Genomic DNA, 13,162 nt, shown 5'->3' with positions numbered 1-13,162 from the left:
TCGCCAGCCCCGGCCCGGAGCACGCCGATCCGACGGGTGCCGGGGATGGTCGTTGCCCTGGGCCTGGTCAGCATGGTCACCGACATCTCGGCCGAGATGGTGACCGCGGTCCTGCCGCTGTATCTGGTGTTCGGCCTGGGGCTGAACCCCTTGCAGTTCGGCCTGCTCGACGGGCTGTACGCCGGCGCGACCGCCGTACTGCGCCTCGTCGGTGGACACCTCGCTGATCGGTGGCGGCGGCTCAAAGCGGTCGCCGGGATCGGATACGCGCTGTCGGCCGTGTCCAAGCTCGGGTTGCTGATGGCTGGGTCGTCGGTCCCGGCGATCGGTGCGGTCCTCGCGGTCGACCGGGCCGGCAAGGGGATCCGGACGGCGCCGCGGGACGCGCTGATCTCGTTGAGCAGTTCGCCCGAGACGATGGGCCGTTCGTTCGGTGTGCATCGGGCGCTCGACACGCTCGGCGCGTTCCTTGGACCGTTGGTCGCGGCAGCGGTGCTGTGGGCGAGCCTCGGTGACTTCAGCGCGGTCTTCGTGAGCAGCTTCTGCTTGGCGGCCTGCGGTGTTCTCCTGCTCGTGATGCTCGTTCGCGACCGGCCGCAGCCGGTGTCGAGCCCGGTGGTGCCGGTGCGGGCGATGCCCGGGTTGTTGCGGATCGCAAGCTTCCGGCGGTGCTGCGGGTGGGCAGCGATGCTCGGGCTGTTCACCATCACCGACTCGTTCGTGTACTTGGCCGTGCAGCGCCGCTGGGACGTGGAGAGCACGCTGTTTCCACTGCTGCCCTTGGGTACGGCGGGCACCTTCCTGCTGCTCGCCGTGCCGCTCGGCCGCTTGGGAGACCGGATCGGCCGCTGGAAGGTGTTCATCGGCGGGCACCTCGCGCTGGTGATCGCGCTGGTCCTGGTGTGCGGGCCGGTCGGCAACTGGTGGCTCGCGCTCGCACTCCACGGCGCCTTCTACGCCGCGACGGACGGCGTACTCCCTGCTGCTGTCGGCCCAATGCTGCCCGAGCACCTCCGGGCCAGTGGTCTTGCCGTGTTGCAGACCGGACAGGCGCTCGCCCGGATGGTGTCGGCCGTGACAGTCGGGCTGCTGTGGACGCTCTGGGACATCCGTTCGGCCTTGCTGGTGACGGCGTCCGCCTTGCTGGTCGTCACCATCGCAGCCGCTGCGATCAGGCCGTGGGAGGTGCGGCGATGAGGCGAATCGTTGTCTGTGTGGCCGGCGTACTTGCGCTGCTCATCGGGGCCGCGACGTACGTCGTGTCGGCCCGAGGCGGTGGCGCGGTCGACAACGCGATGCCGGTGGTGACTGGTCAGGCGGCGGCCCTCGACGGGTCGACCTTGTTCTTCAGCAATCTGGCCGACGGGCCGGAGGCGGGGAAGCTGGCTGCCGTACCGGTTCGTGAGCCAGGCGCGACGCGGCGAGTGGGGGACTTGCGGTGCGATCGGTTCGCGGCGGCACGGCGTACGGCGGTCTGCTTGCGGCTGAAGGCCGGGTCGCTGCCGCCGCTCACCGAGATGCTCGTGCTCGACGCGGACCTGCGGGTCCGGCACCGGCAGATGTTGCCGGGGACACCGAGTCGCGCTCGCGTGTCGCCGGACGGGCGGATCGTGAACTGGACGCTGTTCGTCAGCGGGGATTCGTACGCGGCGACCGGGTTCTCGACCCGGACCGGGCTGTACGAGGTCGAGACCGGGCGGCTGGTGAAGAGCATCGAGGAGCTGCCGGTGTTCATCGGCGGGCGCCGGTACTTCGCCGCGGACGTGAACTACTGGGGGATCACCTTCGGCGCCGACGGCAACCGGTTCTACGTCACGCTGGCGAGCAAGGGGAGGACGTACCTCGTCGAGGCCGACTACCGCCGGTACCGGGGTGCGGCGATCTACGAGAACGTCGAGTGCCCGTCGCTGTCCCCGGACGGGAAACGGATCGCCTACAAGCAGAAGGTGTCCGACGGCACCTGGCGACTGGCCGTCCTCGACCTCACCACCCGCCGCGTCAGCCACCCACCCGAGTCCCGCAACCTCGACGACCAGCCCGTCTGGCAGAACGACACCACGCTGCTCTACCCGCTCCGCAACTCCGCGGGCACCACCGACATCTGGTCCGTGGGCCTCACCACGCCGCCCACCCTCCTGATCCAGCACGCCACCAGCCCGTCGTTCGGCTGAGTTCAGGAAACGCGCGCGGCGAGCGCTTCATTCATGGCGATGAACTGCGGCTTGATGGTCTTGTTCAGCATGGACCTGGTGAACGGGACGGCGGCGCCGCGGAAGGTCTCCTCGTGGATCAGCCGGGTGCGGCCGTTCGGGAGCTCCTCGAGGCGGAACGAGTGCTCGCCGTCGAAAATGAACCCGGGTGGGACCTTGCCGATCCAGCGCAGCTCCCGGTTCGGCTCGACGACCAGCAGTTCCGGGCTGAACGCGGTCTCCTTGCCCTCGGTGTCACGCAGCACGTTGGTGATCGTGCCGCCGGCCGTCAGCTCGCCGGTCGAGGAGATGATGAACGGGTTCCACTCCGGGTACGCCTCCCGGTCGGCGAGCACCTTCCACACCTGCTCCGGGCTCGCGTCGATCTCGATCGCGGTGTGCAGGACGAACGGCCGGACGACCGTGTAGGCGGTGTAGCCGGCGATCAGGACGACAAGGGCGCCGAGGGCAACGAAAATCTTCATGACTGCTCCTGAACAGGACCGAGGGTGCTGAGCACCAGCTCGCTCACGTAGGCGGGTGTGATCGGCTCCCCGGTGATGAGGAGCCGGTAGTACAGCGGGCCGACGAGCTGGTCGACCAGTACGGCGGGGGAGGCGTGCCCGGGGACGAGTCCGTCCTCCTGCGCTCGAGCGACGACCGCGGTGACGGCCGCGTGCCGCTCACCCCACAACGCCCGGACGCTCTCGCTGACGCGCGGTTCGCGAGCGGCGGCCGCGGCGAGATCGGCAACGAGGGTCGTCGGTACGGCGGCCAGCGCCGAGGAGATCGCGGTGACGAGATCGGTGAGGTCGCGGCGCGGGTCGCCACTCGGTTCGAACGGCACGGCGGCCCGCAACCCGGCGATCATCGCGATCACCAGCTCGGCCTTGCTCGGCCAGCGCCGGTAGATCGTCGTCTTCGCCACGCCGGCCCGGTCCGCGACCCGGTCGACGGACATCCCGTCGTACCCCCGCTGCCGCATCTCTGCCATGGCGGCCTCGAGCACCCGGCCCTCCACCCCGGCATCCCGCGGCCGCCCTCGTCCCACCATCGCCGTCCTCTTTTCGCTACTGCGGTGTCGAAAAGACGATAGCGCGAGACGGTTGAATTACGCAACTCCGGTAGCGAATATAAAAACTGCCATTAGTTGGCAGGTTTTGCTGACAGCGTGGCCGGGTGCTCAGGTCTCATCGGCTGCTGCTGCCGGCAGCCTTCATCACGTCCCTCGGCAACAACATCCAGCTGATCGGCGCCGCGCTGCTGCTCGTCCAGACGCACGGCTCGATGCTCGATGTCGGCTGGCTCTTCATCGCGGTGGCGGTCCCGCAGGCGGTGCTGTCGCCGTACTTCGGCCGGCTCGCCGACCGCTTCGACCGCCGCCGGCTGTGGATCGGCTGCGATGTCATCAGTGCGATGGCCGCACTCTGTCTGCCGGTGGGCCTGGCGATCGGCGTCCCGCAGCAGGCGGTCGTCTACGCGAGCAACTTCCTGCTGGCGATGGTCGCGGCGTTGTTCGTCCCGGCGAGTGCCGGGCTCGTGCGGGAGCGGGTGCCCGTGTCGGAGCTGCGGCGGTTCAACGGCCACTACGAGATCGCCCTGCAGTCCGGCATGTTGCTGTCGGCATCGGTCGGCGGATTCGCCCTGCAGTACTTCGGCTCCACGCCGCTGTTCGTGTTCAACGCGCTGACGTTCGTTGCTTCGGCGATGCTTGTGCTCGCGGTCCGCCGTACTGCCCGGCGGACCGAAGTCGTCGAGGAGTCGCGTCCGGCAACCGGGTTGATGGGTCGTCGGCTGCCGGTAGGTGCACTTGTGTTGCTCTACGGCCAGGGGCTGGTGGTGGTGACGGTCTTCAACGCGTTGCTGCCGGTGTTGATCGTCGGTGAGTGGCATCGCGGCGCGGCGGTGGTCGGGATCGTCGACGCGCTGGGTGGGGCCGGGTTCCTGCTGGCCGCGGTGGCTTATCGGCGGTCCGCCGTACGGTTCGGTGATCTGCGGGTGGCGATTCTCGGGTTCGTCGCAGGTAACGCGCTGCTGGCGGTGCAGCCGCTGTTCGGGGTCGGCGTGCTGATGGGTGGTGTGCTCGCCGGGGCGTTCGTGTTCGGCCAGGCGCGGATCGCGGCCCGGTCGCTCCTGATGACGTCGGTCGACGAGTCCCAGGTCGGCCGCGCCTTCGGCGCCGCCAACGGCTACGGCCTCACGGCAACAGTCGTCGTCATGCTCCTCGCGTCGCTCGTCACCGGACGGACCGACACCAGGTACGGCTTCGCACTCCTGGCCACGATCAGCATCGGAGCCGCCGTCCTGGTCGCAGCCTGGATTCGCCGGGCCGGATCTGACAGGACTTATATAAGTGCTGTTATGATTCGGGCGTGGACGATCCGAGCGAGCAGAGTCAGTGGCGTGGGTTGCATCAGTTGCAGGCGAGGATGGACGCGGAGATCGCGCGCATCTACACCGATCGGCAGATCAAGGGGCTCAAGCCCAGCTACGTGATGGAGCTGCTGCGGCTGCACGCCAAGGGGCCGATGACGATCACCGAGCTGGCCGAGTCCGTCGGCCGGACCCACTCGGCGCTCAGCCAGAAGGTCTCCGCGATGCGGACCGCGGGCCTGGTCCGGACGGTGCCGGGCGCTGACGCCCGCAGCAAGAAGGTCGCGCTCACCGCGAAGGCCAAAGGCATCGTCGAGCTGCTCGCGGCCGAGTGGCGGGCGACCGAGGCGGCGATCACCGAGCTCGAGGCCGAGCTCCCGTACCCGATGACCCAGGTGGTCCGGGATGTCGAGGAGGCCCTGGCCCGCAAGAGCTTCCACGACCGCATCGTGGAAAAGCTCGAGCCATGAGCGCCCGGCATGCGCTGATCGACCTGGAGCCGCTGCGGGTGTCGCCGGTCTTCCGGCGGCTGTGGGCCGGGCAGGTGCTGTCGACGTTCGGCGGCCAGCTCGCGTTCGTCGCGGTGATGTTCCAGGTGTGGGACCAGACGGCGAGCGCGGCGTGGACCGGGGCGGTCGGGTTGTCGCAGGCGTTGCCGCTGATCGTGCTCGGCCTGTTCGCCGGCGCGGCCGTCGACCGGGTCGAGCGGCGCCGGTTCTACCTGATCACGATCGGCGGCCAGGTCGTCGTCTCCGCGCTGATGGCGAGCCAGTTGGTGATCGGGCCGGTTCCGGTCGGCGTACTGCTCGGGCTCGTCGCGGCGCAAGCGGCGTTCGCGGCCGCCGGCGGGCCGGTGGCACGGACAGTCCTTCCGCAACTGTTGCCGCGGGAGTTGCTCGCCGCCGGGATCGCGCTCAACCGGATCGCGTTCCAGGGCGCGATGCTGGTCGGCCCGGCGGTCGGCGGACTGATCGTGAACGCGTGGGGTGTCGGCGTCTGCTACCTCATCGACTGCCTGAGCTTCCTTGCGGCGATGTACGGCGTACTCGGCCTGCCGAAGATGCGTGTCGAGGCAGTGGCGCGGCCGGGGCTGCGTGGGGTGCGCGACGGGTTGGCGTTCGTGGTGTCGACACCGGTGATCCGGGGTGCGTTGCTCACCGATCTCGCCGCGACGGTGCTGTCGATGCCGGTGAGCCTGTTCCCGGTGATCAACGCCGAGCGGTTCGGCAACGATCCGCGGACGCTCGGGTTGTTCCTGAGCGCGATCGCGGTCGGTGGGGTGGTGGCGTCGGTGCTGTCCGGCTCGTTCACCCGGCTGCCGCGACCCGGTGTCGTGATGCTCGCCGGGTCGGCCGGGTGGGGGATCGCCCTGGTGCTGGTCGCGTTCTCGCCACTGCCGTGGCTCGCGTTGGCGTTCCTCGCGGTGGCCGGTGCCGCGGACACCGTGGCGGTCGTGGCGCGGAGCACGATCGTCCAGCTGCACACGCCGAACGAGTTGCTGGGCCGGGTGACTGCCGCCGAGCAGATCGTCGGACAGGCTGGGCCCGACCTCGGGAACCTGCGCGGCGGCCTGGTGGCTCAGGCGACCTCCGGAGTTGCTGCGCTGGCCTCTGGCGCGGTGCTCTGCGTCGCGGCCGTCTTGGCCGTGGCCGCGTCGACGCCTGGACTTCGCCGTACGACGGTCTCCGACGTCAGCCGGCGGTGAGGGCGACGGTGCGGAAGCCGGCGTTGCCCATCGAGGACTCCGGAGTGTTCGACGAGCGGGCGGCGTTGCGGTAGCGGTTGCAGTACGAGTCGTGGCAGAGGTACGAGCCGCCGCGCATCACTCGGGCCGCGCCGAGGGACGGGCCGCGCGGATCCTCGTCCGGGGAGAACTTGTAGTAGCGCGGGCCGAACCAGTCCGCGCACCACTCCCACACGTTGCCGACCGTCTGCCAGAGCCCGTAGCCGTTCGGCTCGAAGGTGTGCACCGGCGCGGTGGTCAGGTAGCCGTCCTCCTCGGTGTTGGTCTCCGGGAAGACGCCCTGCCAGATGTTGCAGCGCCAGAGGCCGTCGTCGCCGATCAGGTCGTCGCCCCACGGGTACCGCGCGCCTTCCAGACCACCGCGGGACGCGAACTCCCACTCGGCCTCCGTCGGCAACCGCCGCCCCGCCCACGAGCTGTAGGCGACGGCGTCGTTCCAGCTCACGTGGACGACGGGATGGTCGTCGAGCCCATCGAGATCGGACCGGCGGCCACCCGGGTGGCGCCAGTCCGCCCCACGTACGCCGGCCCACCACGGCGTACCCGCGGCTGGACCCATCAGGTCGGCCGGATCCGCCTGCAGGGCCAGGTGGAACACCGCGGAGAACCCGTAGATCTCCGCCTCGGTCCGGTAGCCGGTGTCCTCGGCGAACCGCGCGAAGTCGCGGTTGGTCACCGAGGTCGCGTCGATGCTGAACGGCTTCACCCGCACCTGGTGGATCGGCACCTCGCCGTCACCCTGGTTGCCGTCGCCATAGCCGTCACCCATCGCGAACACGCCGCCCTCGAGCGCGATCTGCTCGATGTCATGCTGCCCGTTCGCGGACCCGGGGGCCGGTGGCGCCGGACTGATCCCGGCCACCGGGCGCGACGGCGCACAACACGACGGCTGTTCCTCACTCATGAGCCCAGGATCTCAAAACGCCCGATCACAGAGCCGGTGGGCCTTGCTCGATCCGGCGCAGGATCGGGTCGAGGCGGTAGAAGTCGGTGCCGCGGATCAGTTGGCGTTCGTCCCACCAGGTGGCGCCGGCCTCAGCCAGCGGCTCGATGATGGCGCGGGCGTCGGCGGGCGTGGTGATGCCGCCGACGATCACGTCGTACTGCGTGGTCTGGTCGTCGCGGAGGCTGCGCAGGTAGGTGACCAGCTCGCGGAGTTGCTCGACCGGCGGGGCCTCGCCGTGGTTGGCGTCCAGGAATAGAGGTACGGCGCCGTCCCAGCGGGCGGCGCGTCGCATCGGAGCCTTGCGCGGCCAGTAGCCGGCGATCCAGACCGGGGGCCGCGGGCGCTGGACGGTTGCTGGGAGCAACGTGACGTCGTCGGCGTGGTAGTGGCGGCCGTCGTGGTTCACCGGCTCGCCGGACCAGTACGCCGTGAGCAGGTCAAGGCCCTCGTCGAGCCGCTCGGCCAGCACCTTCGGGTCGGTCTCGGCGCCGAAGCTGCCGAACTCGTCGTCGATCGGACCACCCAGGCCCGCGCCGAACACCACCCGGCCGTTGCTCATCGCGTCGAGCGTCGCGACCTGCCGCGCGAGCTGCTCCGGCCGCCGCCGCGCGACCGGCGTAACCAGCGGGCCGAGCGTGATCCGCGAGGTCGCAAGCGCGGCCGCGGTCAGCAACATCCACGGATCCCCGAACGGCTGCCCCTGCCGCTGCTTCTTGCTGTGGACCACGTGATCCCACAAGAACAGCCCGTCCCACCCCGCCTCCTCAGCCGCCTTGGCCACGCGAGCGACGGTATGGGCGTCGGCAAAGTCCCCGAAGTTCGGAATATTGATCGAAAAGCGCACACCCGCATCCTGCCCGCCCCCACCGACAGCGGCAATCGGGTTACCCGGCTGGCCGGGGTAGCCGGGTCGTCACGCTAGGCGCAGTTCAATGAATGGGATCGTGTCGCCGGGGAGCAGGTAGGTCTCGACCTCCTCGAAGCCGTGCTTCTTGGCGAACTGCAGTCCGTCCTCGTTGGTCGCCAGGATGTGCGTCTCGATGCCTTGGTCGCTGAGTTCCCGGCCGCGCGCCAGGCTGCGCTCGTAGATCGCCGTACCGTAGCCCTGGCGCCGGTGCTCAGGCAGCACCCGCGCGATCACAGTCGCCGCCGCGCTCTCCTCCGACGGCGGCCGCACGGTCGAGCATCCGACCAGCACCTCACCGACGTACGCGACCTCGAGCACGTGCCGCCCGGCCCGCTCCCGAACCTCATCCACCGACAACGGCGCCGTCGGAATGATCTCGTTGTGAACCCGCTGCCAATCCAGCAGCGTCCCCTCATCACTCACCGGCACAATCCGAAGCTCAGGCACCATGCGAGTCTAGTGCCGTGCGAATTCTGTATGTGGGTAACAGCTTCACGGCGCGCAACAACCTGCCCGGGCTGATCAAGAGCATGGCGGCGGCGCGCGGGATCGAGATCGAGCACAAGCTGATCCAGGCCGGCGGCGCATCGCTGCGCCAGCACCTCAACGCCGGGAAGGCCCTCGAGGCGATCGCGAGTGGTGGGTACGACGTCGTCGTACTGCAGGAGCAGAGCACGCTGCCGATCAAGTCACCGGCGCGCTTCCGGGAGAGCGCCCGAGACTTCGACACGGCAATCAAGGCGGCCGGCGCCCGCACCGCCCTCTACATGACCTGGGCCCGCCGAAACGCCCCCGACACCCAGCAAGCCCTAACCACCGAGTACGCCGCCGCCGCTGCCGAACTGGCCGCCACCCTCATCCCGGTAGGCCTCGTCTGGCAACACTTCCTCGCAAGCCACACCGAGCCCACACTCCACGACAAAGACAACAGCCACCCAGCCCTACCCGGCTCCTACCTAGCCGCCTGCGTCTTCCTGATCGCCCTACTTCACGAGGACCCAGTCGGCATCGACGTCCCCGTTAAGGCCCTGGCCCCCGACACCGCAGCCCTCCTCCGCCAATCCGCCTGGACCATCTGCGAGTCCCTCACCGCGTAACCACCCAGCGGACCCGGCCCAAAGGAAACGGCCTTCGGCCGCGCCTGTTCTGTCGGCAGCCTGCGGCTGCGCGCCGAATGGTCTTGCGGCCGGAGGTGATCGGCCGACGGCTAACCTCAGCCGGCTGGCTGCCAACGGACACGGCCTTCGGCCGCGGCCGTTCTTCTGGCCGCCTCCGGTGGTGCGCCTGACCGTCGTCCGGCTGGAGGTGATCGGCGACGGGTGGTATGGGGCGGTCGGCTGGAAAAGGCACGGCCTCCGGCCGCGGCTGTTCTGTTGGCAGCCTGCGGCTGCGCGCGGAACGGTCGTGCGGCTGGAGGTGACCGGCGACGGGAAGCTCTTCCGGACACTCGAAGGGGTCGCCTTGCGGCTCCGCCCTGAGCCTGGACGGCGCTCACCCGCCCTGAACCGGACGGCGCTCACCCGCCCTGAGCATTGCCAGGGGATATCCCCTGGCGTGCTGCCTTCTCCCCTCGTACGGGAGGGGAGAAGGCAGCATCGGAGGGGATATCCCCTCGAACGCGAAGCAGCCGACCGCCACGAAGACCGCGATGAACGTCCCCGGACGCCCGGCAGCTCCTGGCCCGAAGTCAGCTTCTCCTACTGCGGCCAGCGGTCTGCAAGAGCTGCGTCACCGGCCCACTCAACTGGCGTGCCGGCGTCGAAGACGGTTCCCTCGTCAGCCTGTCCCGGTTGGTTCCGTGCGGGATGCGGGTGCCTGTCATAGCGGTTCCGACTCAAGGAACTGTCGGCGCCGAAGGCGGTGTCCGTGGTGTGCGGCTGGTTCCGCGCGATCGGGTTGGTCGTGTCACCGGGTCCGGCTCAGAGGAACAGCCGCGGCGGGAGGCCGTGTCCTCTGGCCGTGTTCTCTCGACACAGAAACAACGGAAACATGTTGCCTAACGGAGGGATGTTTGTCAGCATGGGTGATCGTGACCAAAGACTTCGGGCCGGCTGTGCCGGTGGCGGTGACGGTGTTGCGTCCGCTGGGGCTGCGGGCCGTACGACTTGACGGAAGCTTTCTCGGTGATCTGCAGGCCAGTAACGGGGCGGTGTCGATTCCCATGGGTGCTGAGCACCTGGAGTACCAGTGGGACAACTACCGCAACGTGGCCAAGGGTCTGACGGATGTGGAGTACCACGGGCCGAACTACGAGGACGGTGAGGCCTACAAGTGGCTCGAGGCCGTGGCGTGGGAGGCTGCGCGGAGTGATGATCCGCGGCTGCTCGAGTGGCTGGAATCGCGGACCGAGCTGATCGCCGCGGCCCAGGCTGACGACGGGTATCTCGGCACGTTCGTGCAGTCCGGGCAGCGCGACGAGCGCTACGGCCGGCTGGACTTCGACCATGAGATCTTCAACATGGGCGCGATGATCCAGTCCGCGGTCGCGCAGTACCGGGCGACCGGCCGGACTGAGCTGCTCGATGTGGCGAAGAAGGCGGCTGATCACCTGCACCGCGAGTTCGGCACCGGCCCGGACCAGCGGGAGGGCTTCTGCGGCCACCCACTCGCCGAGTACGCGCTGGTCGAGCTTTACCGGACCACCGGCGAGCAGCGGTACCTCGACCAGGCGAAGTACTTCGTCGACGCGCACGGCCGCCAGATCCTTGCCCCCGGCAACGCGCAGCGTGCCGCCTACCTGTCCGACCGCGTCCCGGTTCGGGAAACGGCGACCCCCGAGGGCCACGCCGTACGGGCGATCTACCTGGCCGGCGGCGCGACCGACGTCGCGATCGAGACCGGTGACACTGAGCTGCTCGCGGCGCTCGAGACCCAGTGGCACAACATGGTGCATACCAAGATGTACGTGAACGGCGGCCTCGGCAGCCGGTGGGACGGCGAGTCGTTCGGCAACCCCTACGAGTTGCCGTCGGACGTCGCGTACGGCGAGACCTGCGCGGGCGTCGCGAGCATCCAGTGGAGCTGGCGGTTGCTGCTGGCAACGGGCAAGGCGCAGTACGCCGATCTGATCGAGTGGCAGCTGTACAACGCCGTACTCCCCGGCGTCTCACTCGACAAAGCGAAGTACTTCTACGTCAACGCCCTCCAGGTCCGCGCCGACTCCGACGAGACCGACAGTCGCGCGCCGAGCAACGGCCGGCAGCCGTGGTTCGGGACGAGCTGTTGTCCGACCAACCTGATGCGGACGTTCGCGTCGTTGCAGCACTACGTCGCGACCTCCAACGATCAATGCCTGCAGATCCACCAGTACGGCGCTGGGTCGATCGAAGGCGTCGGCCTCAAGCTCACCGTCGCCACCGACTACCCGCTCAGCGGCCGCGTCATCATCACTGTCGAGGACGCCGAAGCCGATCCGACCGCGATCTCGCTGCGGATCCCGGGCTGGGCGCACGGCGCGACCGTCGGCGTGGGCGAGGAGCAGCACGCGGCCGTCGCCGGCGCGTACGTCAACTTCAAGCAGGCCTGGAAACCGGGCGATCGCCTCGTCCTCGACCTGCCGATGACGCCGCGCCTGGTGTACGGTCATCCGCGCGTCGAAGGCATCCGCGGCTCGGTCGCGATCTGCCGCGGTCCGCTCTTGTACGCCGTCGAGCACCTCGACCAACCCGACGGCGTGCTCGTCGATGACCTCGTCCTCACCAGCACCCGGCTGGACGAGGTCCCGTCCACTGACGGCCCACCGCTGATCACCGCAGCCGGCGCCGTCCAGACCACACCCACGACCTTGTACGACGACCAGCCGGCAGCCGTCGGCGACGCCGTACAGCTCACAGCCCTGCCGTACTACCGCTGGGCCAACCGCGCGATCGGCCCGATGAAGGTCTGGCTGCCGCTGAAGTAGTCGCCCGCGGGACCACCACGTCAGCCGGCGTTGCCGTCGGTCGACGCGCGGACCACCAGTTGGCACGGCACGATCTCGGTCCCCGAGTGCGGCCGCCCTTCGATTGCGTCCAGCAACCGTTGGGCGGCCACCCGGCCGATGTCGGTGAGCCGCAGATCGACCGACGTCAACGGCGGGCGGGCGCCTTCCGCGATGATCTCCCAGTTGTCCGTGCCGACGATGGCGACGTCGTCCGGGATCCGCCGGCCGAGCTCCCGCAACGCGTCCGCGCCACCGCGGGCGAGCAGGTCGCTGCCGTAATGGATCGCGTCGATGTCCGGATGCGCGCGGAACAGGATGTGGGTCGCCTGCCGCCCCCACGCCTCGGTCCAGCCGCCGTACATCGCCGTACCAGTGAGCTCCTTCCCTGCCTCGCCGAGCGCGGCGACGAAACCCTCGTGCCGGCAGCGCGCGGCGTCGAAGTGCTCGGGTCCGGTGACGTGGGCGATCCGGGTACGGCCGATCCGCAGCAGATGCTCGGCCGCGAGCCGGCCCGAGGCGACATCGTCGACGACGACCGAGCAGTCGGACTCGTCCTCCGACGGGGTCAGCGCGTAGACGACCGGTACGTCGCTAGCGCCCGGCAACGGTGGCCGGCGGTTGGAACTGCGCCCGGTCACGATGAACCCGTCGACCCGGCGGCCGAGCAGGACGTCGACGTAGTGCCGCTCCCGGATCGGGTCGCCGCGGCCGTCGCACAGGAACACCGAGATCTGGCCGGCGCCGAGCGCGTCCTCGGCGCCGAGCATGACCGGCACGCTGAACCGCTCGAAGCTGTCGGTGGTGATCATCCCGACCGTGTAGCTGCGCCGCTCGAACACGCTGCGGGCCAGCGCGTTCGGCCGGAAGTCGATCTCCTCGGCCGCGGCCCGGATCCGCTCCCGGGTCGCGTCGCTGATCTGGCCGGTGCCGTTCAGCGCCTTCGACACCGTGCCGGGGGAGACCCCGGCTCTGGCCGCGACGTCCCGGACCGTGGCCCGGCGCTCCTGACTCAAGCCTGTTCCCTCCCTGGATCGTGTTTCCGGAAACAACCATACCCGCCCGGAACCTCGATTTCGTTCAA

At 69.4% G+C, this 13,162-nt stretch carries 13 protein-coding genes; 7 read left to right on the top strand and 6 right to left on the bottom strand.

The genetic code is table 11. The annotated features are described in order from the left end of the window. Window positions 1–45 precede the first annotated feature (45 nt). Both ACWCOV_RS01175 and ACWCOV_RS01170 read left to right on the top strand, forming a co-directional pair. Window positions 46–1,197: an MFS transporter gene (locus ACWCOV_RS01175; RefSeq protein ID WP_449827186.1), complete on the top strand. Its 1,152-nt coding sequence runs from the start codon at window positions 46–48 to the stop codon at window positions 1,195–1,197. Further along, window positions 1,194–2,171: a TolB family protein gene (locus ACWCOV_RS01170; protein WP_449827185.1), complete on the top strand. Its 978-nt coding sequence runs from the start codon at window positions 1,194–1,196 to the stop codon at window positions 2,169–2,171. The genes ACWCOV_RS01175 and ACWCOV_RS01170 overlap by 4 nt, the downstream gene beginning before the upstream one ends. 2 nt (window positions 2,172–2,173) lie before the next feature. On the opposite strand, the gene ACWCOV_RS01165 is transcribed toward ACWCOV_RS01170, so the two are convergent. Both ACWCOV_RS01165 and ACWCOV_RS01160 read right to left on the bottom strand, forming a co-directional pair. Then, window positions 2,174–2,674, bottom strand: coding sequence for an SRPBCC family protein (locus tag ACWCOV_RS01165; RefSeq protein WP_449827184.1), 501 nt, complete (start codon window positions 2,672–2,674; stop codon window positions 2,174–2,176). Further along, window positions 2,671–3,243, bottom strand: a complete 573-nt coding sequence (locus ACWCOV_RS01160; protein ID WP_449827183.1) for a TetR/AcrR family transcriptional regulator — start codon at window positions 3,241–3,243, stop codon at window positions 2,671–2,673. The genes ACWCOV_RS01165 and ACWCOV_RS01160 overlap by 4 nt, the downstream gene beginning before the upstream one ends. 125 nt (window positions 3,244–3,368) lie before the next feature. On the opposite strand from ACWCOV_RS01160, the gene ACWCOV_RS01155 reads away from it, so the two are divergent. Genes ACWCOV_RS01155 through ACWCOV_RS01145 form a run of 3 tightly spaced genes read left to right on the top strand, consistent with a single transcriptional unit; the run spans window position 3,369 to window position 6,267 of the window. Next, window positions 3,369–4,685 (top strand): MFS transporter, encoded by a 1,317-nt coding sequence (locus ACWCOV_RS01155; protein ID WP_449827182.1) that lies wholly within the window; start codon window positions 3,369–3,371, stop codon window positions 4,683–4,685. Next, window positions 4,619–5,032, top strand: a complete 414-nt coding sequence (locus ACWCOV_RS01150) for a MarR family winged helix-turn-helix transcriptional regulator (RefSeq protein ID WP_449827181.1) — start codon at window positions 4,619–4,621, stop codon at window positions 5,030–5,032. The genes ACWCOV_RS01155 and ACWCOV_RS01150 overlap by 67 nt, the downstream gene beginning before the upstream one ends. Further along, a complete protein-coding gene (locus ACWCOV_RS01145; RefSeq protein WP_449827180.1) occupies window positions 5,029–6,267 on the top strand; it encodes an MFS transporter in 1,239 nt (412 codons plus the stop codon). The genes ACWCOV_RS01150 and ACWCOV_RS01145 overlap by 4 nt, the downstream gene beginning before the upstream one ends. Here the strand turns inward: ACWCOV_RS01145 and ACWCOV_RS01140 are convergent. The 3 genes from ACWCOV_RS01140 to ACWCOV_RS01130 form a co-directional block, all read right to left on the bottom strand. Then, window positions 6,254–7,210 (bottom strand): formylglycine-generating enzyme family protein, encoded by a 957-nt coding sequence (locus tag ACWCOV_RS01140; protein WP_449827179.1) that lies wholly within the window; start codon window positions 7,208–7,210, stop codon window positions 6,254–6,256. The genes ACWCOV_RS01145 and ACWCOV_RS01140 overlap by 14 nt on opposite strands. A gap of 25 nt (window positions 7,211–7,235) precedes the next feature. Further along, window positions 7,236–8,096, bottom strand: coding sequence for an LLM class flavin-dependent oxidoreductase (locus ACWCOV_RS01135; RefSeq protein ID WP_449827178.1), 861 nt, complete (start codon window positions 8,094–8,096; stop codon window positions 7,236–7,238). A 69-nt stretch (window positions 8,097–8,165) separates the two neighbouring features. Then, window positions 8,166–8,606 (bottom strand): N-acetyltransferase family protein, encoded by a 441-nt coding sequence (locus ACWCOV_RS01130; RefSeq protein ID WP_449827177.1) that lies wholly within the window; start codon window positions 8,604–8,606, stop codon window positions 8,166–8,168. A gap of 17 nt (window positions 8,607–8,623) precedes the next feature. On the opposite strand from ACWCOV_RS01130, the gene ACWCOV_RS01125 reads away from it, so the two are divergent. Both ACWCOV_RS01125 and ACWCOV_RS01120 read left to right on the top strand, forming a co-directional pair. After that, window positions 8,624–9,256 (top strand): hypothetical protein, encoded by a 633-nt coding sequence (locus ACWCOV_RS01125; RefSeq protein WP_449827176.1) that lies wholly within the window; start codon window positions 8,624–8,626, stop codon window positions 9,254–9,256. A 932-nt stretch (window positions 9,257–10,188) separates the two neighbouring features. After that, window positions 10,189–12,060, top strand: coding sequence for a glycoside hydrolase family 127 protein (locus tag ACWCOV_RS01120; protein ID WP_449827175.1), 1,872 nt, complete (start codon window positions 10,189–10,191; stop codon window positions 12,058–12,060). 20 nt (window positions 12,061–12,080) lie between these two features. On the opposite strand, the gene ACWCOV_RS01115 is transcribed toward ACWCOV_RS01120, so the two are convergent. After that, on the bottom strand, window positions 12,081–13,094 hold the full coding sequence (locus tag ACWCOV_RS01115; protein WP_449827174.1) for a LacI family DNA-binding transcriptional regulator: 1,014 nt from the start codon (window positions 13,092–13,094) through the stop codon (window positions 12,081–12,083). Between the last annotated feature and the right edge of the window lie 68 nt (window positions 13,095–13,162).

The organism is Kribbella sp. NPDC002412 (genome assembly GCF_053592935.1).
The sequence above is the reverse complement of the archived record's forward strand: the minus strand, read 5'-3'. Positions and strand labels throughout refer to the sequence as shown.